The sequence below is a fragment of the Rhodanobacteraceae bacterium genome (genome assembly GCA_016713135.1).
GTDB lineage: Bacteria > Pseudomonadota > Gammaproteobacteria > Xanthomonadales > SZUA-5 > JADKFD01.
In genome coordinates this window covers 159,539-183,698 of record JADJPR010000002.1, presented here as the reverse complement: position 1 = coordinate 183,698, position 24,160 = coordinate 159,539, and the positions used below count along the sequence as shown (strand labels likewise).

Annotated in this window: 22 protein-coding genes, 2 tRNA genes, 1 other RNA gene and 2 pseudogenes; 20 read left to right on the top strand and 7 right to left on the bottom strand. The window is 69.9% G+C overall.

Annotated elements, in window-relative coordinates; all coding sequences use genetic code 11:
- Nucleotides 1-100: 100 nt before the first annotated feature.
- Nucleotides 101-190: transfer RNA gene (locus tag IPK27_03050), tRNA-Ser, on the bottom strand.
- 152 nt (nt 191-342) lie between these two features.
- On the opposite strand from IPK27_03050, the gene IPK27_03045 reads away from it, so the two are divergent.
- Complete coding sequence (locus IPK27_03045; protein MBK8066628.1) at nt 343-867, top strand: GFA family protein; 525 nt, start codon at nt 343-345, stop codon at nt 865-867.
- Entirely contained in the window at nt 864-1,448 is a 585-nt protein-coding gene (locus tag IPK27_03040; protein ID MBK8066627.1) for an NnrU family protein, read from the top strand. The genes IPK27_03045 and IPK27_03040 overlap by 4 nt, the downstream gene beginning before the upstream one ends.
- A 241-nt stretch (nt 1,449-1,689) precedes the next feature.
- Here IPK27_03040 and IPK27_03035 read toward each other — a convergent pair whose 3' ends face one another.
- Nucleotides 1,690-4,566, bottom strand: coding sequence for a diguanylate cyclase (locus IPK27_03035; protein ID MBK8066626.1), 2,877 nt, complete (start codon nt 4,564-4,566; stop codon nt 1,690-1,692).
- 126 nt (nt 4,567-4,692) lie between these two features.
- Here IPK27_03035 and IPK27_03030 point away from each other — a divergent pair, with 126 nt between their 5' ends.
- From IPK27_03030 to IPK27_03020, 3 genes are all read left to right on the top strand, one after another.
- Nucleotides 4,693-5,736, top strand: a complete 1,044-nt coding sequence (locus IPK27_03030) for a histidine kinase (protein MBK8066625.1) — start codon at nt 4,693-4,695, stop codon at nt 5,734-5,736.
- Nucleotides 5,737-5,923: 187 nt separating this feature from the next.
- The gene (locus tag IPK27_03025) at nt 5,924-6,685 is read left to right on the top strand and encodes a response regulator transcription factor (protein ID MBK8066624.1); all 762 of its coding nucleotides are present in this window, start codon (nt 5,924-5,926) and stop codon (nt 6,683-6,685) included.
- A 113-nt stretch (nt 6,686-6,798) separates the two neighbouring features.
- Nucleotides 6,799-8,004, top strand: a complete 1,206-nt coding sequence (locus tag IPK27_03020; protein ID MBK8066623.1) for a hypothetical protein — start codon at nt 6,799-6,801, stop codon at nt 8,002-8,004.
- Nucleotides 8,005-8,013: 9 nt separating this feature from the next.
- Here IPK27_03020 and IPK27_03015 read toward each other — a convergent pair whose 3' ends face one another.
- A complete protein-coding gene (locus IPK27_03015; protein MBK8066622.1) occupies nt 8,014-8,619 on the bottom strand; it encodes an HAD family hydrolase in 606 nt (201 codons plus the stop codon).
- A 280-nt stretch (nt 8,620-8,899) separates the two neighbouring features.
- On the opposite strand from IPK27_03015, the gene IPK27_03010 reads away from it, so the two are divergent.
- Complete coding sequence (locus tag IPK27_03010; GenBank protein MBK8066621.1) at nt 8,900-9,343, top strand: hypothetical protein; 444 nt, start codon at nt 8,900-8,902, stop codon at nt 9,341-9,343.
- A gap of 6 nt (nt 9,344-9,349) precedes the next feature.
- Here the strand turns inward: IPK27_03010 and IPK27_03005 are convergent, their stop codons facing one another.
- Nucleotides 9,350-11,212, bottom strand: coding sequence for a sigma-54-dependent Fis family transcriptional regulator (locus IPK27_03005; protein MBK8066620.1), 1,863 nt, complete (start codon nt 11,210-11,212; stop codon nt 9,350-9,352).
- Between the two features lie 224 nt (nt 11,213-11,436).
- Between IPK27_03005 and IPK27_03000 the strand changes: the two genes are divergently transcribed.
- Both IPK27_03000 and IPK27_02995 read left to right on the top strand, forming a co-directional pair.
- Nucleotides 11,437-12,966, top strand: a complete 1,530-nt coding sequence (locus tag IPK27_03000; protein ID MBK8066619.1) for an aldehyde dehydrogenase family protein — start codon at nt 11,437-11,439, stop codon at nt 12,964-12,966.
- Between the two features lie 41 nt (nt 12,967-13,007).
- Nucleotides 13,008-13,397, top strand: a complete 390-nt coding sequence (locus tag IPK27_02995; GenBank protein ID MBK8066618.1) for a DUF779 domain-containing protein — start codon at nt 13,008-13,010, stop codon at nt 13,395-13,397.
- Nucleotides 13,398-13,481: 84 nt separating this feature from the next.
- On the opposite strand, the gene IPK27_02990 is transcribed toward IPK27_02995, so the two are convergent.
- Complete coding sequence (locus IPK27_02990; GenBank protein ID MBK8066617.1) at nt 13,482-14,567, bottom strand: glycosyltransferase family 9 protein; 1,086 nt, start codon at nt 14,565-14,567, stop codon at nt 13,482-13,484.
- 35 nt (nt 14,568-14,602) lie between these two features.
- Between IPK27_02990 and IPK27_02985 the strand changes: the two genes are divergently transcribed.
- From IPK27_02985 to IPK27_02930, 12 genes and pseudogenes are all read left to right on the top strand, one after another.
- On the top strand, nt 14,603-15,331 hold the full coding sequence (locus tag IPK27_02985) for a 3-deoxy-D-manno-octulosonic acid kinase (GenBank protein ID MBK8066616.1): 729 nt from the start codon (nt 14,603-14,605) through the stop codon (nt 15,329-15,331).
- Nucleotides 15,328-16,127 (top strand): annotated as a pseudogene (locus tag IPK27_02980) (MBL fold metallo-hydrolase). The gene IPK27_02985 and the pseudogene IPK27_02980 overlap by 4 nt, the downstream one beginning before the upstream one ends.
- Nucleotides 16,124-17,149: a GTP 3',8-cyclase MoaA gene (gene moaA, locus IPK27_02975; protein MBK8066615.1), complete on the top strand. Its 1,026-nt coding sequence runs from the start codon at nt 16,124-16,126 to the stop codon at nt 17,147-17,149. Before IPK27_02980 ends, moaA begins: the two are co-directional and overlap by 4 nt.
- The gene (moaC, locus tag IPK27_02970) at nt 17,146-17,631 is read left to right on the top strand and encodes a cyclic pyranopterin monophosphate synthase MoaC (GenBank protein ID MBK8066614.1); all 486 of its coding nucleotides are present in this window, start codon (nt 17,146-17,148) and stop codon (nt 17,629-17,631) included. The genes moaA and moaC overlap by 4 nt, the downstream gene beginning before the upstream one ends.
- A complete protein-coding gene (locus IPK27_02965) occupies nt 17,631-17,870 on the top strand; it encodes a MoaD/ThiS family protein (GenBank protein ID MBK8066613.1) in 240 nt (79 codons plus the stop codon). Before moaC ends, IPK27_02965 begins: the two co-directional genes overlap by 1 nt.
- Before the next feature lie 28 nt (nt 17,871-17,898).
- Nucleotides 17,899-18,318: a molybdenum cofactor biosynthesis protein MoaE gene (locus IPK27_02960; protein MBK8066612.1), complete on the top strand. Its 420-nt coding sequence runs from the start codon at nt 17,899-17,901 to the stop codon at nt 18,316-18,318.
- A gap of 202 nt (nt 18,319-18,520) precedes the next feature.
- Nucleotides 18,521-18,613: transfer RNA gene (locus tag IPK27_02955), tRNA-Ser, on the top strand.
- Nucleotides 18,614-18,662: 49 nt separating this feature from the next.
- Nucleotides 18,663-18,759: signal recognition particle sRNA small type (ffs, locus tag IPK27_02950), an RNA gene on the top strand.
- A gap of 308 nt (nt 18,760-19,067) precedes the next feature.
- Entirely contained in the window at nt 19,068-20,729 is a 1,662-nt protein-coding gene (gene dnaX, locus IPK27_02945; GenBank protein ID MBK8066611.1) for a DNA polymerase III subunit gamma/tau, read from the top strand.
- A gap of 15 nt (nt 20,730-20,744) precedes the next feature.
- A complete protein-coding gene (locus IPK27_02940; GenBank protein ID MBK8066610.1) occupies nt 20,745-21,080 on the top strand; it encodes a YbaB/EbfC family nucleoid-associated protein in 336 nt (111 codons plus the stop codon).
- A gap of 1 nt (nt 21,081) precedes the next feature.
- Nucleotides 21,082-21,672 (top strand): recombination protein RecR, encoded by a 591-nt coding sequence (gene recR / locus IPK27_02935; GenBank protein ID MBK8066609.1) that lies wholly within the window; start codon nt 21,082-21,084, stop codon nt 21,670-21,672.
- A 101-nt stretch (nt 21,673-21,773) separates the two neighbouring features.
- Nucleotides 21,774-22,112: a histidine triad nucleotide-binding protein gene (locus tag IPK27_02930; protein MBK8066608.1), complete on the top strand. Its 339-nt coding sequence runs from the start codon at nt 21,774-21,776 to the stop codon at nt 22,110-22,112.
- A gap of 448 nt (nt 22,113-22,560) precedes the next feature.
- Here IPK27_02930 and IPK27_02925 read toward each other — a convergent pair.
- Together IPK27_02925 and IPK27_02920 are read right to left on the bottom strand one after the other, a co-directional pair.
- Nucleotides 22,561-23,627, bottom strand: a pseudogene (locus IPK27_02925) (IS630 family transposase).
- A gap of 190 nt (nt 23,628-23,817) precedes the next feature.
- Nucleotides 23,818-24,150: a cytochrome c gene (locus tag IPK27_02920; GenBank protein ID MBK8066607.1), complete on the bottom strand. Its 333-nt coding sequence runs from the start codon at nt 24,148-24,150 to the stop codon at nt 23,818-23,820.
- Nucleotides 24,151-24,160: the final 10 nt, after the last annotated feature.

The following is a 24,160-nucleotide window of genomic DNA, read 5'->3' as shown; positions in this document are numbered from 1 at the left end:
ATGAAGTCGGGGCGATACGTGGTTGGCGGAGGGCGTGGGATGGCGCGGGCCGTCCTGGCCCGCGTCCTGCGGACTCGCTGCGCTCGCGCCCTCTCGGATTTGGCGGAGGGAGTGGGATTCGAACCCACGGGCCACTTTCGGGGCCGCCGGTTTTCAAGACCGGTGCAATCAACCGCTCTGCCATCCCTCCGGTGCTGCAAGTATGCCGCTAATTCTGGCGGCCCTTCGGCGCCGCGGATCATAGCCGCTTGGGCGTTGGCGGTGCGCGCCTGGATTCGGCAGTGGCGTTTGCGGCCGTGCGGATGGATGCTTGGGGGATGGGCAGGCAGAAGGGAGGCGGAGATGGGCGATGGGATGTTGACGCTGGACGGCGGCTGCGACTGCCGCGCGATCCGCTACCGCATGACCGGCGCGCCGCTGATCGTGCACTGCTGCCACTGTCGCTGGTGCCAGCGGGAGACGGGCAGTGCCTTCGCGCTGAACGCGATGATCGAGAGCGATCGGGTGGAGACGCTCGCGGGTGAGCCGGAGATGGTGCTGACACCCTCGGCCAGCGGGCGTGGGCAGCAGGTCGCGCGGTGTCCGGTGTGCCGGCTGGCGCTGTGGAGTCACTACAGCGGCGGCGGGCCCTTCTTCAAGTTCGTGCGGGTGGGCACCCTGGACGATCCGGACCGGCTGTCGCCGGATGTGCACATCTTCGTGGCGAGCAAGCAGCCCTGGGTGCAGTTGCCGCCCGGCGCGCCGGCTTTCGACGAGTACTACGACGCGAAAACAGTCTGGCGCGCCGACAGCCTGGCGCGGCGCGAGGCGCTGCTGCCGGCGATCCGCGCCTGGCGCGGGGCGCAAGCGCAGGAGGCGGGACGATGAGCATCTGGCTGGTGGTGGGTTTGCTGCTGTTCCTGGGCGTGCACTCGCTCGGGATGCTGGCGCCGGGCTGGCGCGCGGCGATGGTCGCGCGGCTGGGCGCCAATGGCTGGAAGGGCGTGTATTCGCTGCTCTCGCTGGCCGGGCTGGTGCTGATCGTCATCGGCTGGCGCGAGTCGCGCGCGGAGGCGGTGTTGCTGTATGCGCCGCCGCTGTGGACGCGCCACCTGGCGGCGCTGCTGATGCTTCCGGCCTTCGCCCTGCTGGTGGCGTCCAAGTACGTGACCCGCACCTGGCTCAAGGCGCGCGTCGGGCACCCGATGGTGCTCGGCACCAAGGTCTGGGCGCTGGCGCACCTGCTGGCCAACGGCATGCTCGCGGATGTGGTGCTTTTCGGCAGTTTCGGGCTGTGGGCGGTGCTGCTCTACGTGCATTCGCGCCGCGAGGACCGGCGCCTGGGACGCGGCTACCCGGCGCGTGGCTGGCAGCGTGATGCGCTCGCCTGGGCAATCGGCACCGCGGTCTGGGCGGTGTTCGCCTTCTGGCTGCACGGCTGGCTGTTCGGGGTGCGCCCGCTGGGCTGAGTCGCTGGCCGAGGAGCTGGATCAGGAGCCCTCGACGCAAAGACGCAAAGGGCAGCAAGCAAGGAAGCCGAGGGAGTCTGGGCCTGGCCGAGGACGCTTCAATTCGATGCTCTCCTTTGCGCCCTTTGCCGTCTTTGCGTCCTTTGCGTTCCAGGCTCTTTTTGGCTTTGCGCCTGACGGTCGGCGCAGTCCAAGCAGGGTCGCCAAGTACCCGGGGAACGCGCTGCGCGCGTACCCCGGGCTACGCGTCCGCGATCACCCGGTTGCGACCGGCGGCCTTGGCGCGATAGAGCGCGGCATCGGCGCGCGCGATCAGCGACTGTGGGTCATCGTCACCCTGTGGCGTCGCGCCGGCGACGCCCAGACTGATGGTGACGTAGCCGGCGACCGGCGAGTGCGCATGCGGGATCGCGCGCTCGGCCACGGACTGGCGCAGTGCTTCGGCCAGCGCAGCGGCGCCGGCCGCGCCCATGCCGCGCAGCAGCACCGCGAACTCCTCTCCGCCGGTGCGCGCGAGCAGGCGCTCGCCGGAGACGGGCAGTTGCGCCAGCCGGTCGCGCAGGATGCCAGCCACCTGCTGCAGGCAGGCGTCGCCGGCCGGATGACCGTAGTGGTCGTTGTAGGCCTTGAAGCTGTCGACATCCAGCGCGATCAGCGACAGCGGCTGGCGCGTGTACGCGGCGACATGCCAGTCATGCCCCAGGTGCTCGACGAAACCGCGGCGATTGCCGACGCCGGTCAGCGGATCGGTGCGTGCCAGGCTTTCGAGCTGGCGATTGGCGTCCGCCAGCGCGGCGGTGCGCTCGGCCACCAGTTGGTCCAGGCGCGCAGCGCGCTGGCGCAGCGCCAGGGTGCGCGCGCGCACGCCGAGCGCCAGCGCGAGCAGCGCCAGCAGGCCGGCGCCCAGGCGCACGCGCAGGTCGGCATGCCAGGGCGCCGGGCGTGAGATCGCCAGCCGGGTGGGTGTCGTGGTCCACGGGCCGCCGTCCAGGCGCGAGGCGAGTTCCAGTTGCCATTGGCCGAAGGGCAGGGCGCTGAGCAAGATCTCGCGCGTGTGGCCGACCTCGATCCACGGCCCGTCGAGGCGATAGCGGAACTGCAGGCGCTCGCCGCCCGACAGGCTGGGCGCCGCATAGCGCAGCGCCAGGGTGGCCTCGCCCGGGCCGATCGTCAGCCCGGCGCGCCAGTCCAGCGTGCGGCCGTCGATGCGCGCCTCGACCAGGTCCACGGCCGGACCGGGCACCGGCGTGCGCGGTGCGATGCGTGCGGGGTCGACCACCGCCACCCCGGAGATCAACGCGAACAGCAGCCGGCCCTGCGCGTCGATGGCGCAGGCGGATGCGCCGCCGCCATTGGTCTCGGACACCGGCATGCCATCGCGGCGGGTGTACAGCGTCGGGCTCAGCAAACGACCTTCGAACTGGTCCAGCGCGGCCCGGTCGATGCTGCTCAGGCCGCGGTTGCCGGCCAGCCAGAGCCGGCCGCGCCCGTCCTCCAGGATGCACGACACGAAGTCCTCGGCCAGTCCGTCCCGGGTGGTGAAGCGCTGCACGCGACCTTCCTGCACCCGGTGCAGGCCGCCGCCGTAGGTGCCGATCCACAAGACGCCGCGCGGATCCTCGTAGACCGCGCGCACGAAGCGGCTGCCCAGGCCCTCGGCGCTGCCGATGCTGCGCAGCGCGCGGTCGTCGCGCCAGAGCACGACCCCGGCATCGCTGCCGATCCACAGCCCACCGCCGCGCGCAGGGCGGATCGTCGAGATCTCGGACTGGCCAAAGCCGGGGACCGCCTCCAGCGCGCCCGCCAGCGGACCGCGGAACAAGCCCTGCGAGCCGCCCGCCCAGAGTTGCCCGAGGGCGTCCAGGTGGAGCGCGCGGATTCGCTGCTCGCCGGGCAGGCGCCAACGGCGCAAGGCCTTCCCCTGGGCGTCCAGGTGGGCGATGCGGCCGCGGCCGTGACCGGCAATCACGCCGGCCGCGCTGTCGGGCACCAGCGACCACACGCAGGCGCCATCGACTTCCGGCAACTGGAAGACCTGCAGCGGCGCCGGCGGCCGCTGGCGGTACAGGCCGCCGCAGAAGGCGCCGATCCACAGGTCGCCGCTGACGCCCGGCATTACCGCCATGGTCGGCGCGGCCAGCGGCGTGCCGGGACCGCCGATGCCGCCGACCTGCGACGGGCTCCAGCGCGCCAGGCCCTGGCCATCGCCGCCGATCCACATCGCGCCCTCGCCGTCGGACAGCAGCACGGGATTGCGCAAGCCCGGGGCAAGGTCCACAGGCTCTGGTGTCTGGCTGCCGGCCGGGACGCGCCAGACGCCCTCCGACTCGGTGCCGATCCAGTGCGCGCCCGCGGCATCGACGGTCAGGCTGTGGACCCGCAGCGCTTGCGTCGGATAGGCGAGTCGGGGCTCGGCCAGCGGGTCCAGGCGCCAGAGCTGCGCGCTTGCGGCCCAGACGCCACGCGCGTCGGCCAGCAGGCGCAGCACCTCACCGCCATCGGGCAGTTCGAAGGGCGCCGAGGCGCCGGGCGGCAGGATGCGCTTGCGGTCAGTCAGCCACAGGCCGCCCTGGGCATCGACAGCCGCGCTGGTGACCGCGTCCAGGCCGGCGGGCAGGATCGGCTGGGCCTGCAGGCGCTCGTCCAGGCGGAAGGCCCCGTGGTCGCCCACTGCCACCAGCTCGCCCGCGCCGGTCAGCATCAACTGGCGCATGCGACAGGCATCCTGGCAGCCGCCTTCCGGCCGCAGGAAGCGCTCGCCAGGATCCAGCCGCCCGACTCCGGCATTTTCGGTGGCGATCCACAGCCGGCCCTGCGGATCCTCCAGCAGCGCGATGATCCGATCGCTTGGCGGGCCGTCGGTCGCATGGCTCGCATGGCTGCGGAAATTGTGGCCGTCGTAGCGCACCAGCCCGCCGTAAGTGCCGATCCACAGATAGCCCGCGCGGTCCCGCAGCAAGGCGGTCACCGAATTCTGCGGCAGCCCCTGGTCGCTGTCGTAGCGGCGCAGGTCCGGCGCGAAGCGCGCTTCCAGCATGGTCGCGGCAGACGCCGTGGACCAGGCGAGGGTCGACAGGATCACCAGGCACACCACGATGACGGGGCGCGGCAGGCGCAAGAGCACTCCGGTGGTCGCGACGGGAATGCGATTTTGCCCGACTGTGCGGGCATTTCCGCAACGCTGGCGGGCGTATGCGGCCGGGCGAGCCTTGGCGCGCGGCCCGGGCGCGTGCAGCATCGGCACATGAAGCGCGAGTTCACCATCGAGCGCGGCGAATGGCTGGCGCGGGCACTGATGCCGCCGCTGCTGGCCGGTGCGGTGCTGGCCGGCATTTACGTGTCCGCGTTGTTCGACCAGCCGCCCGGGTTCTCGCTGGCCTTGGTGGCCGTGATCCTGGCGCTGGTCTACGTGCTCGCCGAAGCGCTGCGCTGGCTCTCGCGCGGGCTGCAGCGGCGCTGGCCGTGGCAGCAGCGCTTCGGCCTGCGCCTGGGGCTGCAACTGGGTACGAGCCTGCTGCTGTCGGCCGGATTGCTGTTGGCGCTGTATCTGCCCGCAAAGCTGGCCGAGATCGCGGCCGGATCGAATGACACGATTGCGTGGCCGCACCTGGCGTTCACGCTGCTGGTGGCACTGGCCTTTGGCGGCGGCCTGGCGCTGCAGCAGCTGGTGTTCGATCTGCTCGCAGAATGGCGCCGCAGCGAGCGCGCCGCCGAGGACGCGCGGCGCCAGGCCCTGCGTGCGGAACTGGATGCGCTCAAGGCGCAGCTCAATCCGCATTTCCTGTTCAACAGCCTGAATGCCTTGCACGCGCTGATCGACCAGGATCCGGCGCGGGCGCGCGAGCTGGTGCTGGAGCTGTCGGACGTGCTGCGCTACGTGCTGCGCGAGGGCGCGCAGGACCTGGTGCCGCTGGCGCAGGAGCTGGACTTCGTGCGCGGCTGGCTGCGCATCCTGTCCGCGCGCCATGGCTCGGCGCTGGCGGTGGAGATCGACCTCGTCCCTGCACCCGGCGAGCGCCTGCCGCTGCTGGCGCTGCAATTGCTGATCGAGAATGCGGTGCGTCACAACCGCGTCGATCCCGACGCGCCGCTGCGGGTGCGCCTGGTCCGCGCGGATGGCGGGGTGCTGGTCGCCAACACCTTGCAGCCGCGACGCAGCGCCGAGCCGGGCGCGGGCCTGGGGCTGCGCAATCTCGCGGCGCGCTGCGCCGCGCTCGGGCTGCCGGCGCCGCGCGTGGAGCAGGCTGGGGGCGAGTTCCGCGTGCGGCTGGGGCTGGCGCGGGCGTGAGTGCGCAGGCGGGAGTTGCGGTCGCCTCCGGCGCGCCAGTTCGCGCATCGAACCGGAGGGCACGAGGGCATGAGGGCACGAGGGCACGAAAGAGCGCTCCTTCGCACCGAAGTGGCTGTTTCGTGCCTTCGTGCCCTCGTGCCTTCTTGCCCTCCATGCCCTTGCGATCCACCCGGGATCCCCGACCATGAATGTGCTGATCATCGAGGACGAACCGCTCGCCGCGCAGGCCCTGGCGCGTTTGCTGCGCGAGCTGGCGCCGGAGCTGCGGCAGGAGCCGCCGCTGGCCACCGTCGCCGCGGCGCTGGCACGGCTGGCCGCGGCGCCCGTGCCGGCGCTGGTGATGCTCGACGTGCACCTGGCCGACGGGTTGTGTTTCGAGCTGTTCGACGCGCTGCCGGCGGACACCCCGGTGATCTTCACCACCGCCTACGACGAATACGCGCTGCGCGCCTTCGAGGTCTACGGCCTGGACTACCTGTTGAAGCCCATCCGTCGCGAGCGCCTGGAGCTGGCGCTGGCGAAGTGGCGCCGCCTGGGCGGCCGGACGCCCGCCGCGCGGCCATCGGCGGCGCAGGTGGCCGAGCAGTTCCGCGCGGCGCAGCGCTGGCGCGAGCGCTTCCTGGTGTCGCAGGGCAGCGCGATGCGCGCGGTCGCGGTCGACCAGGTGGCCTATTTCGTCAAGGAGCATGTGGTGCGCCTGGTCACGCGCGAGGGCCACGGCTACACCCTGGACCAGACGCTCGACGAACTCGAAGGGCAGCTGCCGCCGGCGCGCTTCTTCCGCCTGAACCGCCAGGTGCTGGCGCAAATCGATGCGATCGGCCTGGTCCACCGCGGCAGCAAGGGCCGGCTGGAGGTGGACCTCAAGCCACCGCTGGCGGCGCCCGCGGTGGTCAGCCAGGAACGCGCCAGTCTGTTCCGCGACTGGCTGGACGGCTGCGGCTGATTCGCCGGTGCGAGATCCGGTTTCGCGCCGCCGAAATCCGGTTTCAGGCCGATCCCGCTCGCACCCGTCGCGCGCTTCGTCGATGGTGGCCGCAGTTCCCGATGGAGATGACGATGCGTACCTGGCTGGTGGCCCTGTCCTTGTCCTGCGCGAGCCTGGCCTGGGCCGATGACGCGGCGCTGCGCGCGCACCTGTCGGCGCGGCAGCAAGCGATCGAACTGAAAGACGGGCGCCTGGCCGGCGCGGGCGCTGCCGGGCTGGTCAAGGCCGCTGGCGAGGCGCGCTTCGTGTTGATCGGCGAAGATCACGGCTTTGCCGATGTGCCGGAGTTCAGCGGTGCGCTGGTGCGCAGCCTCGACGATCGAGCCCCCGGCAAGCTCATCGTCGAGGTCGGCCCGCACAGCACGCGGCGCATTGCCGCCGCGCTGGCGACAGGCCGCGACAGCTTCGACGCGCTCAACCAGCGCTATCCCGGCGCCTGGCCATTCCTGAACCAGCAGGAGGACGTGGATCTGGCCGAGCTGTTCGTTGCGCACGGGGCGCAGCATCTGGTCGGCATCGACCAGGAATTCGTGCTGTCACCGGCCCTGCACCTCGACGCGCTGATCGAGGCCGCCCGCGGAGAGCCGCGCGAGCGGCTGGAGGCTGCCCGCAAGCGCGTGGTCGAGGCCGGCGAGGCGATGGTGGCGCAGCACGATCCCTCGCGCATGCCGCTGCTGGCCCTGTCCCCCGACGAGTGGCGCGAGCTGCGCGACGGCTACGCGCGCGGCACGGACGGCTGGCAACTGCTCGAAGACCTGGCCGCCAGCACTACTATCTACCAGGACCAGCAGACCGATCCCTACGCTTCCAACCACGCCCGCGCGCTGCTGATGAAGCGCGAGTTCATGGCCTGGTACCGCGGTGCCGGTGCGGCGCCGCGCGCGCTGTTCAAGCTCGGCGCCTACCACGCTGGCCGCGGGCGCTCGCCGGTGGGCGTCCACGACATCGGCAACCTCGCCTCCGAACTGGCGGAATCCGAAGGCGGCCGCAGCCTGCACATCCTGGTGCTGGTGGCCGGCGGCACGGTCAACCGCTGGCTGCCCTTCGTCGAGGACGAGTCCGCGCGCACCCAAGCCTATGATGCCGCCGAAGCCTTCACCGCACTCGGCGCCAGCGCGCTGCTGCCGCTGGCCGCCACGCACCCGCTGTCGCTGATCGACACCGAGGCGCTGCGCGGCAAGTCCTGGCCGCAAGGCACCCCGGCCGAGCTGCGCGAGCTGGCCTGGCGTTGGGATCGCATCGTGCTGGTGCGCGAGGGTCGCGCCGCGACGCACTGAGGCTTGCCGCTAGCGGTGCGGATCCACCCACGGCTCGCCGCGATAATGGGCGTGCTGCGCCATCCGCAGCATCGCGTGGTCGTCGGGCGAGTCGCCATAGGCGTGGATCGCGCCATAGCCGCCGGGTTCCACCGCAGCGAGCACGCGCTCGCGCTTGGCGTCGGCGACGCACTGCTCGCCGCGGTAGCGCCCGGTGAGCCGCCCGTTCGCGACCTCCAGTTCCGAGCACAGCCAGCGCAGGCCGTGGCGGCGGCACCAGGGAGCGAGGTAAAGGTCGAGCGCGCCGGAGACCACCAAGATCTCGTCGCCGCGCGCGCGGTGCCATGCGATGCGGGCCATGACCTCGGGCCGTTCGATGGTCGCCAGCACCTCGTCCGCGAAGCGCGCGCCTTGCGCCTGCGCGTGCGTCAGCGGCATTCCGCCCAGGCCCACGCGCACCGCGCTGGCGCGGATCAGGTGACCTGACACCCAGCCCTTGCGGTAGCCCAGCGCCAACGGCGCCAGCAGCGGCACGCCCCACGGCACGCGCCAGCGCGGCGCGGCGTAGCGGATGAACTCGGCGAAGGTGTCGCGCGTGGTGATGGTGCTGTCGAAGTCGAAGAGCGCAAGGTCCAAGCGGGTCTGTGGGCGGCTGCGATGGCGGCGACGATATCGGAACGGGCGTCAAGAGCCCGAACATTCCGTAGGATTTTGATTTAGAGGTGTTGAATTCGGATGGCAGGAGGGCACGAGGGCAGGAGGGCACGAGGGCACGCAAAGGCACTTCTTCGCGCCGAGCGGGCTCTTCCGTGCCCTCGTGCCCTCGTGCCCTCGTGCCCCCGTGCACTCCAGTTCGATCCGCGAACAAGCGCACCAATCTGGACTCGCCGCAACCTCTCCGCGATGCGAGACTCACGTGTCCCGGAACGGGAGAGCCGCCATCAAGCCATCGCGAGTCCTTGCCTTTGCCCTCGCCGCACTCGGGGTCTTCCTGCTCGTGCTGGCGCTGGTCGTGTTCGAGTCGGGCGCCGACGGCGCGATGCGACTGGTCGCGGGGCTGCTCGTCGCCGGCGCCCTGGCCTGCGGGATCTACGCGGCCGTGTTGTTCATGCGTCAGCCGCGCCCGGCCCGCGAGCCGGTCCGGCACAGCACAGGACAGCGCCTGGCGCTGCTGCTGATCGGTGCCTTTGCGCTGGCCGTGGCGGGGCGTTCGGTCGTCACCGGCAAGCATGATGTTTCGCGCAGCAGCCGCGACGTGGTGCGCGCCGAGCAGCCTGGCCAGTTCTGGCAATCGGTGGCGATCTACCTGGCCGGTGGCGTGGTCTGCATCTACCTGGCGCTGCGACGGCCGCGCGACTGAGGTGGGTCAGGCGGGCACGCCAAGCCGGCGATACAGCGTGCTGCGGCTGATCCCGAGCTGGCGCGCGGCGCGGCTGACGTTGCCGCTGCAAGCCTCCAGCGCGGCGCGCATGCTGGCTTCCTCGATCTCCTCCAGGCGCCCGGTCGCCGAGGCTGGCGCTGGCGGCGACGCCGCTTCGCTGCGCAGCCAGGCGGGCAGGGCATCCGCTTCAACGGTATCGCCGGGCTCGCTGAGCGCAACCAGGGTGGCCAGGCAAGCCACCAGCTGGCGATAGTTGCCGGGCCACGGGCAGGCCGCCAGGATGTCGAGCGCCGCGGGCGCCAGTGTGCGCGCGCCGGCCGTGCGCAGCCACAGCGCCTGCACCAGCGCGCGGCGGTCGGCGTGCGCGGCCAATGAAGGCAGCGCCACCGCGTGGTGCGCGATGCGGTAGTAGAGATCGGCGCGGAAGCGGCCCTCGCGGACCAGCGCCGACAGATCGCGCAACGATGCGCAGACCAGCGCGAAATCAAGCCTGACCGCGCGGCCGCCGCCCAGCGGCGTCAGTTCGCGCTCCTGCAGCACGCGCAGCAGCCGCGGTTGTAGCGCCAGCGGCATGTCGCCGATCTCGTCAAGGAAGAGCACGCCGCCATCGGCCTGGCGCAGCAGGCCCGGATTGCCCTGGCGTCGCGCGCCGGTGAAGGCGCCGTCTTCGTAGCCGAACAACTCGGCCTCGATCAGCCCCTCGGGCAGCGCCGCGCAGTTCACCGCCACGAACGGCCGCCCGGCGCGCGCGCTGCGCCGATGCAACTCGCGCGCGAACAACTCCTTGCCGGTGCCGGTCTCGCCCTGCAGCAGCACGGCGAGGCCGGCGTCCAGCACGCGCCGAGCCTGGCGCAGCGCGTGCTCGAGGGTGGCATCGAGCAGCATCTCGCCGCCGGATGCCGGTGAGGATGCCGGAGTGGGCGATGGCGCCGTGCTCGGGCGCACGCTGCGGCGCGGCGGGGCGGCGTCGTCCAGGCGTGCATGCAACATCCGGCCATGGCGGTCGCTGGCCATGCCGGCGCGTTGCAGCGCCTCCGGGCTGTCCTCGAACAGCTCGCTCCAGCGCACGCGGCCGATGTCCTTGCGTTCCAGCCCGAACAAGCGCAGCCCGGCGGAACTGGCCGCCACCAGCCGCTGGCCGCGAAAGCCGAGCAGGCCCTCGTGGGCCGAGCCGAGCAGCGCCGGATCGTGGTGCAGGCGCAGCACCTGGCAGCCCTCCACGCTGGCGTCGAAATAGCGATGTTCGATCTGCGCCACGGCCAGCCGCACCAGTCCCAGCGCGTGCAGGTGTTCGATCTGGGCATCGCCGGACAGGTCCAGCACGCCGGCCAGGCGGCCATCCGGATCGTGGATCGGCGCCGCGGTGCACGACAGGATGCGGTTGGCGGCGAGGTAATGCTCGCCGCCGTGTACGCGCACCGCGGTGCCGGCGGCAATGGCGGTGCCGATGGCATTGGTCCCGGTGGTGCCCTCGCCCCAGCAGGCGCCCGGCATAAGCGCGACGCGGCCGGCACGGTCGAGAAATTGCGGACTTCCCGCGGCATCCAGGATCCAGCCATCGGCATCGGTCAGCAGCACGATGCTGGTGGCGGCGCGAGCCTCGCCGGCCAGCGCCGCCAGCTCCGCGCGGGCGGCGCGCCGGAGCAACTCGTTGCGTTCGCGCAACTCGCGCAGCCGCGGATCCGGCAGGGGCTCCACCGCCAGGCGGCCTTCGGCAGCCAGTCCCAGGCGGCGGCAGCGCTGCCAGGATTCCAGGATCGGCTCGGGCAGGCTGCCCGGTGCGCGGTCGCGGTCGAAGAACTGCGCGCGCGCCTGCGCCGTGCGCTGCTGGTGCATTGCGGTGGTCATGCCCGAGCCTCCCTGTCGCATTTTGCGACACCCTGGCCAACTGCTGTACCGATACACACCACACTAGGCCCCACTTGGCAAGCGATGTCGATCCTGCGATGCATCAGAAAACGCTCCAAGTGCATGAATTGAATGACTGTGCACCGCAGCATCAATGGGGTTGGCATTGGCTGTGCAGTGGCGTGGGCATCCGGCATCCAGCCGGCAATCCAGGGAGGAAACCCATGAGCCAGGTCGCCATCGCCAAGCCGGAGGCCGTCGCGCCGTCCGCCGTCTTCAAGTCGCGCTACGCCAATTTCATCGGCGGCCAGTGGGTCGCCCCGGTGGGTGGCCAGTATTTCGACAACCTGACGCCCGTCACCGGGCAGGTGTTCACCCAGATCCCGCGCTCCACCCGCGAAGACGTCGAACTGGCGCTGGACGCCGCGCACGCGGCGCGCGAACGCTGGGGCCGCACCTCCGCGACCGAGCGCGCGAACATCCTCAACCGCATCGCCGACCGCATCGAGCAGAACTGCGAGCGCCTGGCCTACGCCGAGAGCTGGGACAACGGCAAGCCAATCCGCGAAACCCTGAATGCCGACGTGCCCCTGGCGGTCGACCACTTCCGCTATTTCGCCGGCGTGATCCGCGCCCAGGAAGGCGGCATCAGCGAGATCGACCACGACACCATCGCCTACCATTTCCATGAGCCGCTGGGCGTGGTCGGCCAGATCATCCCGTGGAACTTCCCGCTGCTGATGGCCACCTGGAAGCTGGCGCCGGCGCTGGCCGCCGGCAACTGCGTGGTGCTCAAGCCCGCGGAACAGACGCCCGCCAGCATCCTGGTGCTGGTCGAACTGATCGCCGACCTGCTGCCGCCGGGTGTGCTGAATGTGGTCAACGGTTTCGGCCTGGAGGCGGGCAAGCCGTTGGCGTCCAGCCCGCGGATCGCCAAGATCGCCTTCACCGGCGAGACCACTACCGGCCGCTTGATCATGCAGTACGCCAGCCAGAACCTGATCCCGGTGACCCTGGAACTCGGCGGCAAGTCGCCCAACATCTTCTTCGCCGACGTGATGGCGGAAGACGACGATTTCCTCGACAAGGCGATCGAAGGCTTCGTGCTGTTCGCCTTCAACCAGGGCGAAGTCTGCACCTGCCCCTCGCGCGCGCTGATCCACGAATCGATCTACGACCGCTTCATGGAGCGCGCGCTCAAGCGCGTCGCGGCGATCCGCCAGGGCAATCCGCTGGACGCCAACACCATGGTCGGCGCGCAGGCCTCCAGCGAGCAACTGGAGAAGATCCTGAGCTACGTCGACATCGGGCGCCAAGAAGGGGCCGAGGTGCTGATCGGTGGCGAGCGCAACCATCTGTCGGGAGACCTCGCGGGCGGCTACTACGTCAAACCCACCGTGTTCCGCGGCCACAACCGCATGCGCATCTTCCAGGAGGAGATCTTCGGGCCGGTGGTGTCGGTCACCACCTTCAAGGACGAGGCCGAGGCGCTGGCCATCGCCAACGACACGCTGTATGGCCTGGGCGCTGGCGTGTGGAGCCGCGATGCCAACCGGCTGTACCGCATGGGCCGCGCGATCCAGGCCGGCCGCGTCTGGACCAACTGTTACCACGCCTACCCGGCGCATGCGGCCTTCGGCGGCTACAAGCAGTCGGGCATCGGTCGCGAGAACCACAGCAAGATGCTCGACCACTACCAGCAGACCAAGAACCTGCTGGTCAGCTACTCGCCCAAGGCGCTCGGCTTCTTCTGAGCCAGGACCGGCCCGCGGCCCGGACTCGGGCCGCGGCGCCCATGGAGACTCCGATGGAACTGGTTCCGCGCGTCGTTCCCACGCTGGCGGCGCTGGCACTGATCGACCGGCTGCGCCAGCGCCACGGCGCGCTGATGTTCCACCAGTCGGGCGGCTGCTGCGATGGCTCGTCGCCGATGTGCTACTCGCAGGGCGAATTCCTCGTCGGCGAGGGCGACATCCATCTCGGCGAGATTGGCGGCGCGCCGTTCTACATCAGCCGTCCGCAGTTCGAGTACTGGAAGCACACCCAGCTCATCATCGACGTGGTGGAAGGCCGCGGCGGCATGTTCTCGCTCGAGAACGGCGAGGGTGTGCGTTTCCTGGTGCGCTCGCGGATCTACGCCGAGGACGAAGCTGCGCGGCTGGCGCCGGTGCGGCCGGCTGCCTGAATCGCCGCCGCGGTTGTCCAGTTCGGCGTGCCTTCACTCCGGCAGAACGGACTCGAATGAATCCGCCGGCGTGGAAGCGTCCGCTCAGCCGCGCCGCAAGCGCGCCGGCGCCAGCCGCCCGGCCGCCGGCGTGGCCAGCAGGCGGTCGAGCGTGGCCAGCACCTCGTCGATCTGGATCCGGTCCATGACCCCGTCGTACTCGATGCGCGTACTCCACCGCACTTGCGACAGGTCTTCGATCCCGCGCGCCTTGCGCACCAACTCGGGGAAGCGGTTCACGCACCACTGCAGGCTGCGGTAGGGCCCGCTGCGGCGCGGGTCGGTGGCCGCGTGCAGGCCGATCACCGGCACGCCGAGCGCACTGGCCAGGTGCGCCGGACCAGCATCCGGGGACACCAGGACCGTGAGTCGCTGCAGCAGCGCCAGCATCTGTTTCAGGGTGTCCTTGCCGACCAGGTCGACGCAGTGCGCGTCCGGCGCGAGCGCCTGGATCCGGTCGGCCATCGCGCGCTCGGCCTCGCTGCGCCCGCCGAGCAGGACCACGCGCATGCCGTGGCGACGGTGCGCGTGGCGCGCCAGTTCGGCATAGCCCTGCGCGTGCCAGGAGCGCTGCAAATGGCTGGAACACGCGCTGATGCCGAGCAGCGGCGCATCCGGCGGCAGCATGCGCTCGGCGAATGCGTGGGCCTCGTCGGGGATCGCGAAGGGCCACACCAGCTCATCGACGCGCACGCCGAGCGGCTCGCCGAAGCGGCACAGGGTTTCCAGCACATGGCTGTAGCCGTGTTCCGGGATGCGCTCGCGGATGAACATCCCGTGGCCCTCGCGCGAGCGCATGCGGTCGTAGCCGATGCGCCGGGCGGCGCGCACGCCAACGCTGATCGCGTTCGCGCGCAGCGCCAGCTGCATCAGCAGCAAGGCGTCGAAGCGCCGCCCGCGCAGCTGCTGCCAGAGCTTGCGGGTGCCGGCCCAGCCATCCTTCTTGCGGTACGGCAGCAGCTCGACGCCTTCGAGCCCCGCCATCAGCTGCGCCTCGCCGGCGCCGATGATCCAGCTGAGCCGGGTCTGCGGCTGCTGCTGGCGGAAGGCGTGGACCAGCGGCAGCACATGGCTGACGTCGCCCAGCGCCGACAGGCGCAGCAGGCAGACGGATGGGGAATCGGGGTTCACGGCTATGCTGTGGGCTGTGGAGGAGGGACGGGCGGGTGATCGAAAGGGCGATCCAGGCGCAGATGCTGACCGATGGCGACCGTGTCGTCATCTACGATGCTGCGCGCCTGCCGCCGCCCGCTGCCGCCTGGTTCGACCCGGCCCACTGGCCGCAGCGCCGGGTGCTCGACAAGGGGCGCGGCGCCACCTATGCCATCGATGCACCCTTTGGCGCGGCCGTGCTGCGCCGCTATCGCCGAGGCGGGGCGGTTGCGCGGGTGCTCAAGGACAGCTACGTCTGGACCGGGACTGCCAGCGCGCGGCCGCTGCGCGAGTTCCGCCTGCTCGCCGCGGCCGTCGCCGCCGGGCTGCCGGTGCCGCGGCCGTTGGCGGCCGAGGTCAGGCGCCGCGGCGCCTTCTACACCGGCGATTTGTTGATGGCGCAGATCGCGGCGGCCGAAACCCTGTCGGCGCGGCTGGCCGCGACGGCGGACTGGACGGCGATCGACTGGACCCGCCTCGGCAGTACGCTCGGCCAGGTGCATGCCAGCGGCTTCCAGCATGCCGATCTCAACGCGCACAACCTGTTGCTGGACGCGCATGGCGCGGTCTGGGTGATCGACTGGGACCGCGGACGCCAGCGTGACCCGGCAGGGTGGAGTGCCGAGGTGCTGGCGCGCCTGCAGCGCTCGCTGCGCAAACTCTACGGCGCGCGCGCCGAGGCCGCCGATGCCCGCGCCGGGTGGCAGCAACTGCTGGCCGCGCATGCTAGCGTGACCGGATGAGTGCTCCTGATTCCAACGCCTCGACCCTGTCGCTGCGCTTCCTCGGCGTCGGCAGCGCGCAGGCCAGCGCGCTCGGCTGTTCCAGCGCGGTGCTGCAGCGCGGCGACCAGCCGCTGCTGCTGATCGACGCCGGCATCGGCGCGCTGGACCGCTACCGCGATGTCTACGGCGACTTGCCGCGCGCGGCCTTCGTCACCCACACGCACCTCGACCACATCGGCGACTTCGAGACCTGGTTCTATCGCCTGGCCTTCGTGCCCGAACCTGCGCTGCCGCGGATCTATGTGCCGGCGACGGTGGTGCCGCTGCTGCAGCGGCGCATCGCCGATTTCCCGAACTGGGTGGCCGAGGGTGGGCGCAATTTCTGGGACGTGTTCCAGCTGATTCCGGTCAGCGATGCCTTCTGGCACGCCGGGATGCGCTTCAACGTTTTCCCGGTGCGCCATCACGCGCCGGAGAGTGCCTACGGGGTCGCGCTGGCAGGCAGCTTTCTCTACACCGGCGACACCCGGCCGATCCCCGAGTGGCTGCAGCGCCATGCGCGCCACGGCGAAACCATCTTCCACGACTGCACGCCGGTGGCGAATCCCTCGCACACGGGACTCGATGACCTGAACGCGAGTACGGCGCGGCGATCCGCGCGCGGCTGGTGCTCTACCACTACGCCGATGAGCCGGCTGCCGCGCTGCTGCGCGAGGGCGGTTACCGTGTGGCCACGCCGGGCGCGGTGTACCCGCTGCCGCCGCCCAACGACGACGCACTGGCCTCGACGTGGTCGGCCTGGAGCGGCGCGTGAGCGCTTCCGGATCCGTACTCGTCGACCGTCTGCAGCGTCCATTGATGGACCTGCGCATCTCGGTGATCGATCGCTGCAACTTCCGCTGCCCCTACTGCATGCCGGAGGACCGCTATCCGCGCGACCACGCTTTCCTCGCCGCCGCCGAGCGGCTGACGCCCGAGGAGATTGCGCGGCTGGCGGCGGTGTTTGTCGATCTGGGCGTGCGCAAGATCCGCGTCACTGGCGGCGAGCCGCTGCTGCGCCGCGACCTGCCCGAGATCATCGCCCGGCTGGCGGCGCTGCCCGGCCCGCCGGACCTGGCGCTGACCAGCAATGGCGTGCTGCTGGCGCGCGATGCCGCGGCGCTCGCGGCGGCCGGCCTCAAGCGCATCACGGTCAGCCTGGATGCACTGGATCCCAAGGTCTTCCGGGTCATGAGCGGGGATCGCGGGCATGTCGAGGAAGTGCTCGCCGGGCTGCAGCAAGCGGCGCGTGCGGGGCTGGCCCCGATCAAGATCAACTGCGTGGTGCAGCGCGGCGGCAACGAGTCCGAGGTGCTGCCGCTGGTCGAGTACTGCCGCGTGCACGGCTACCTGCCGCGCTTCATCGAATACATGGATGTCGGTACCTGCAACCGCTGGCAGATGGCGGCGGCGGTGCCCTCGCGCGAGTTGCTCGCGCGGATCCAGGCGCGCTACCCGCTTGAGCCGCTGCAGTCGGCCTACCGCGGCGAAGTAGCCGAGCGCTACCGTTTCGTCGATGGCGCCGGCGAGGTGGGATTCATCTCCTCGGTCAGCCAGCCCTTCTGCGGCGACTGCACGCGCGCGCGGCTGTCAGCCGACGGCCAGCTCTACACCTGCCTGTTCGGCCGCAGCGGGCGTGATTTGCGCACCCTGCTGCGTGGCGGCGCCAGCGATGCGGCGCTGCGCGAGGCGATCAGCGCGGTCTGGCGCGCGCGCATCGACCGCTACAGCGAAGAACGGCAACCCAGCGAACAGGCGCGCGACGGGCGCGTCGAAATGTACAGGATTGGCGGATGAGCCTGACCCACATCGATGAGAGCGGCCGGCCGCGGATGGTCGATGTCGGCGACAAGCCGGTAAGCCTGCGCCGCGCGCGCGCCGAGGCCGAGATCGCGTTCCCGCCGGCGGTCGACCGGCAACTGCGCGAGCAGGGCTTCGCGGTGGCCAAGGGCCCGGTGATCGCCACCGCGATCATCGCCGGCGTCATGGGCGCGAAGCAGACCGCGACGCTGATCCCCTTCTGCCATCCGCTGTCGCTGGACGACTGCGAAATCGAGATCGAGCCGCGGGGCGAGGGCGTCTGGCGCGTGCGCTGTAGCGTGCGCCTGTCGGCGAAGACCGGCGCCGAGATGGAGGCGATGACCGGCGCCGCGGTGGCCGCGCTGGCGGTTTACGACATGTGCAAGGCGCTCTCGCCCGAGATCGAGATCCGGCGCCTGCGGCTGGTCGAGAAATCCGGCGGCAAGCGCGACTTCCGCCGCGAAACGGAGGCGACCTGATGCGGGTGCGCGTGCGCCACTTCGCCGCGCTGCGCACCGCCGCGGGCGTGGACCAGGAAACGTTCGAGGTGGACGACGGCGACCTGGCCGCGTTGTACCGCTCGCTGCAGCAACGCCACGGCTGGAGCTTCACGGAATCCGCCGTGCGGGTCGCCGTCAATGACGCGCTGGTGCCATGGGGCCATGCGCTGAAGGATGGCGACGAGGTGGTGTTCCTGCCGCCGTTCTCGGGCGGCTGAAGACCGCTGGCATGTTGAGTCCAAGTCCATGATCGAATTCGAACTGACCGACCAGCCCATCGACCCCGACGCGCTGCGTAGGCGCTTGTCGCAGTCAGCCTGCGGCGCGGTGGTCACTTTCGAAGGCCGCGTGCGCGACCACAACCGCGGCCGCCCGGTGGACCGCATCGTCTACGAGGCCTACGCTCCGGTCGCCATCGCCGAAGGCCTCGCCGTCGCCCGCGAACAAGCCGCCGCGCATGGCCTGGCCGAAGTGCTGGTGGTCCACCGCACCGGCAACGTGCAACTCGGCGAACTCGCGGTGTGGATCGGCGTCAGCTCGCCCCACCGCGCCGCCGCCTTCGCCGGCTGCGAAGGCGTGATCGACACCCTGAAAGCCCGCGTGCCGATCTGGAAGCACGAGCACTACCGCGATGGCGGGCCGGAGTGGTTGCATCCGCTGCCCTGAAGCGGGTTGTGAGTTGTGAGTTGTGGGTTGTGGGCGGCAGGATGTCGCGGATTCCTGCTTTCCGCACTTGATCTTGCTGCCCACAACTCACAACCCAGAACCCAGAACCACGCCGGGTTGAGCCGCCCGCCCGCCCTGCGCTATGATCGCGGGCTACCCGAGGTGCTGGCAGGATGCTGGTGTCGCGGGTGGGTGTTCGAGTGGAGAGATGTCCGAGCGGTTGAAGGAGCACGCCTGGAAAGTGTGTAAGCGGCTAAACCCCGCTTCGAGGGTTCGAATCCCTCTCTCTCCGCCACTCGATTCGCAACGGCTTCCGGGCCGCTGCACAGTTCTGCGGCGGTCCCTGTCGGTCCCCCCGCGTCGCAAGGCCGTCAACCCCGCCAGGCCCGGAAGGGAGCAACGGTCGCGGTTCGAGCGGGCGCCGGGGTGTGGCTGGCAGGGGCCGCCACCCTTTCTGACGAGTCCTGTCGCCGGTTGCCGGTTGTCGGCAGCAACGGCCCCTGGGCCGATACCCGGTGGGAGCGGCTTCAGCCGCGAACTTCTGCCGGCGGCCGCGGGAAGAGATCGCCGACAGTGTCGGCTCCCGCAGGTCTCGCGGCATGCGAGCTTCGCCGCCAACAACCGACAACCAACAACCAACAACCAGCTGACGGGTTCAGCATCTCGGCGCGCGCCACCCTGCCCCGAACTCCTCTCGGCCCGCCAAAAGCGGCATCATCCGCCTTCCGTTGCTGGAGTCCGCTGTCCCGATGAGCTACCTGGTCCTGGCGCGCAAATGGCGCCCGCGTCGCTTTGCCGAACTGGTCGGGCAGCAGCATGTGGTGCGCGCGCTGGTCAACGGCATCGAGACCGGCCGGCTGCATCACGCCTTTCTGTTCACCGGCACCCGTGGCGTCGGCAAGACCACCATCGCGCGCATCCTGGCCAAGGCGCTCAACTGCGAGGTCGGCGTCAGCGCCGAGCCTTGCGGCAAGTGCTCGGCTTGCCTTGACATCGACGCAGGCCGCTTCGTCGACCTGCTGGAGATCGATGCGGCCTCACGCACCAAGGTGGACGACACCCGCGAACTGCTCGACAACGTGATCTATGCGCCCAGCCGCGGGCGCTACAAGGTCTACCTGATCGACGAAGTGCACATGCTGTCGACGCACAGCTTCAATGCGCTGCTGAAGACGCTGGAAGAGCCGCCGCCGCACGTCAAGTTCCTGCTCGCCACCACCGATCCGCAGAAGCTGCCGGTGACGGTGCTTTCGCGCTGCCTGCAGTTCAGCCTGAAGCGGCTGGAGCGGACGGAAATCGAGAACCAGATGCGCCACATCCTGGATGCCGAGGGCGTGAGCTACGAGTTGCCGGCGCTCTCGGCGCTGTCGCGCGCGGCCGATGGCAGCCTGCGCGACGGGCTGTCGCTGCTCGACCAGGCACTCGCCTTCGGCAGTGGCACGGTGCGCCACGACGATGTGCTGGCGATGCTCGGCACCATCGACCGCCGCGCCTTGGCCACGCTGGCCAATGCGCTCATGACCGGGGACCGCGCGGCGCTGCGGATCGAGCTGAAGCGCATCGGCGAGCTGTCGGTCGACTACGCCGGCCTGCTCGGCGAACTGCTGGTGCTGTGGCATGACATCGCCGCGCGCCAGGTGCTGGGCGATGACGTCGAGTCCGAGCTGGTCGACGACGCGACCCTGCTGCGTCTGGCCGAGGGCCTGACGCCCGAGGATGTGCAGCTGTATTACCAGCTGACCTTGATGGCACGCCGCGACATCGACCTCGCGCCCGACCAGCGCACCGGCTTCGAGATGGCGCTGCTGCGCCTGATGGCCTTCAAGCCAGCCGGCGGCGACGGCGCGCAGCTGGCGCCACCCGCCTCCGCGCGCCCGGCGCCCGCGCCCGCCGCCGCACCGGTGCGCCCGATGCCAGCCCCGGCACCCGCCCCGCGCGCAGTGTCGTCGATCGCGCCAACACCAACACCAACACCCGCACCAACACCAACACCAACACCAACACCCGCACCAGCAGCTCAGCCCGCCGCACCCGGCGCCGCCGCCTGGTTCGAACTGCTCGAACGCGCCGAGCTGCGCGGTCCCTCGCGCGAGCTGGCAAGCCAGCTCAAGCCGATCGAAGGGCAGGGCGCGCGCTGGAAGCTGGCGCTGGAGCCGCGCCTGGAAAGCCTGAACTCGCCGTTCGCGCGGCGTGGTCTGGAGGACGCGCTCAAGGGCGTGCTCGGCGGCGCCTGCGAACTCGATATCGTGATGCGCACGCTGGATGGCGAGACCATGGCCGAGCGCAACTCGCGCGCCCGCAGCGAGCGCGTCGCGGCGGCCGAGCAGACCTTGATGGCAGACCCCGGTCTGCAGTCCCTTACCCGCGAGTTCGGCGCCCGCCCGGTGCCGGGTTCGCTGCAAGTCGATTGAACACGGAGCACTGATATGCGCGGTGGATTGGGCAATATCCTGCAGCAGGCCCAGAAGATGCAGGAAGAGCTGCAGAAGCAGATGGCACAGGCGCAGAAGGAACTCGAAAGCGCCGAGGTGCTGGGTTCTGCCGGCGGCAACATGGTGGTGGTGACCATGAGCGGCCGCCACGAGGTGCGCCGGGTGCGCATCGACCCGCAGTTGCTCAAGGACGATCCGGAAATGCTGGAAGACCTGGTCGCCGCGGCGGTCAACGACGCGGTCAACAAGGTCGGCGAGATGTCGTCCTCGCGGATGGCCAAGGTCACCGGCGGGATGAACCTGCCGCCGGGTTTCAAGCTGCCGTTCTGAGATGAGTCCATTGTTGGATGAGCTGGTGCAGGCGCTGCGCTGCCTGCCCGGCGTGGGTGCCAAGAGCGCCCAGCGCATGGCCTTCCACCTGCTCGAACGCGACCGTGCGGGCGCGCGGCGGCTGGCCGAGAAGCTCACCACGGCGGCCGATCGCATCGGCCGCTGCGCGCGCTGCCGCACCTTCACCGAGGACGCCGAGTGCGCGCTGTGCCGTGCGCCGGGTCGCGACGACGAACACCTGTGCGTAGTCGAGAGCCCGGCTGACCTGATGGCGATCGAGCAGGCCACCGGTTACCGCGGGCGCTACTTCGTGCTGCATGGGCGGCTGTCGCCGCTGGACGGCCGCGGCCCGCGCGAACTCGGCCTGGATCAGCTCGCCGATCGCCTCGCCGAAGGCCAGGTGCGCGAGCTGATCGTCGCCACCAACCCGACTGTCGAGGGCGAGGCCACCGCCCACTACCTCGCGGAGATCGCCCGCGCCGCCGGCATCAGCGCCAGCCGCATCGCCCACGGCGTGCCGGTCGGCGGCGAACTGGAATACATCGACCGCTCCACCCTGGCGCATGCGTTCAGTGGGCGCCACAAGGTGTGACGGGGAGTGAAAAGTGAAAAGTGAAAAGTGAAAGAAGAGCGTAGCCTTCGAGTACCGGCTTTCCCTTTCACTTTTTACCTTTCACTTTTCACTGCTCCCCCATGACCCTCTTCGCCAAGATCATCAATCGCGAAATTCCGGCCCAGATCGTCTACGAGGACGAGCATGTGCTCGGATTCAAGGACATCAATCCGCAGGCGCCGGTGCATGTGCTGTTCGTGCCCAAGCTGGCGGTGGCCAACACCGATGCGCTGGGGGACGACCAAGCGGAACTGGTCGGCCGCGTGGTGCTGGCGGCGCGCGCCTATGCGCGCCAGGTGGGCATCGCCGAGTCCGGTTACCGCATGGTGATGAACACCAACGGCGATGGCGGCCAGACCGTCTACCACCTGCACCTGCACCTGCTCGGCGGACGCCAGCTGAGCTGGCCCCCGGGCTGAGCCGCAGCAATCCGCGACCGGCCTTCGATCCCGGATCGGGCGCTGGACGCGACTTCCCGAAGGCGGCGATGAAGGGCAGCATCGACTCCCACTCGGTGACCCTGACCGGGCTCATGCGGAGCGGCGAGCGGGTGTTGGCTTGGCCAGGGCGCAGGCCATGACCTTCGGCGACTTCGCCGCTAGTGTGGTGTTCCGTAATTACCTTGAATTATTTCCGCGCCTTTTGCGCCGATGCGGCGTTGCTCGTCGTCGCCATAGCCCTGCTATGACCTCCGGTTCCCGCCCGCAACCAGTTGCGGGCGTTCAAGCCGGCGCGCGGCATGCCGCGCAAGCCGCCGGCTTTCACCCTCCTCTCGCCTTGCCTCGCCGCAAAATTCATCGGAAATGTCTTCAACTTAATTACGGAACACCACACTCGTGTGGTGTTCCGTAATTAAGCATAAATAAGTCACGCCAGTCTCGCGGCCGCACGACCGACGGCATCGATGATCTGGTCGGCGCTCTTGTGCCACACAAATGGCTTGGGGTTCTCGTTGTGGCGCGCCAGGTAGTCGCGAATCGACTGCTCCAGATCCTTCACGCTGGTGTGGGCGCCGCGCTTGATCCACTTCTCGCTCAGCGTGGAGAAGAACCGCTCCACGAGGTTCAGCCAAGACGCGGACGTCGGCGTGAAGTGGACGTGGTAGCACGGACGTGCAGCGAACCATGCGCGCACGGCATCGGTCTTGTGGGTGCCATAGTTGTCCATGATGAGATGCACGTCGTGGTCGGCAGGCACCGCGGCGTCGATGACCCCGAGGAATTTCAGGAACTCGGCACTGCGATGGCGTCGCTGAGCTGGCTGATGACTTTTCCCCGTGGGACGTCCAGCGCCGCGAACAGTGAGGTGGTTCCGTGGCGCTTGTAGTCGTGCGTTCGTGTCGCCGGCTTGCCGAACGTCAACGGCAGTCCGGCGTTCGATCCAGCGCCTGGATCTGACTCTTCTCGTCCACAGAGAGGACCAACGCGCGATCCGGTGGAGTCAGGTATAGCCCGACGACATCGCGCACCTTGTCGACGAAGTGCGGATCCGTCGACAGCTTGAAGGTGTCCTGCAGGTGTGGCTTGAGGACGAATGCACGCCAGATTCGATGCACCGAAGTCGCCGAAACTCCGGTCGCCTGCTCATCTGGCGCACGCTCCAATGCGTTGAATTCTCGGGCTTTGTCTGGCGGACGCGATCGATCACCTCCTGCACCTGCTCATCGCTCAAGCGACGACCGCGGCCTGCGCGGGGCGTCCCCAATCCCGCCAGCCGGAACGCCTCAAAGCGCCGCCGCCCGGAGATGGTCTGCGCCGTCGTCTTCATCCGCTCGGCGATGACTCTGCTCGACTCACCGCCGGCCAAAGCCAGGATGATCCTGATCCGAAACTTTTCGTCCGTAGCACCCTTGCGCGAATTGAGCCGGGACCGCAACTCGGTCCGCCCTCGTCGCTCAGTTGCAAACCCAGAGGCGGGCGACCATTCCTGGCCATTGGTAGATCCTAAGTCGATGATGAAGCATAGACTGCGGATCAGTGACTTAGTTCAACTTAATTACGGAACACCACACTAGCGACCAGTTCAGCCGCGGATGCAGCCGCAAGACTGTTCGGAGGTTCCCAGGGAATTGCCTCCTGTGCGGGGCGCCGGCTTCTGCCGGCGCGTCCGCTGCGTGCGACTGCCTCAGTGCTTGCTGAGGTCGCCCAGCTTGGACTTGTTGCCGGCGAAGTAGGCCGCGAGGTCGGCGATGTCCTGGTCGGACAGGGTGCCGGCGAAGCCCTGCATGATCGCGTTGGTGCGCGCGCCGGAGCGATAGCTCTTGAGCGCCTGCTCCAGGTAGTCCGGATACTGGCCGGCGAGGATCGGGTACTGCGGATCGCCGGTGCCGTTGCCGTCGGCGCCATGGCAGGCCTGGCAGGGCTTGGATAGTTCCAGGCCGCGACCGGCGCTGCCGGCGGCATGGGCGGTGGCACCCGCCATGAGGCCCAGGGCAATGAAAACGACTCGAATGCTCATGGTGCGGGCC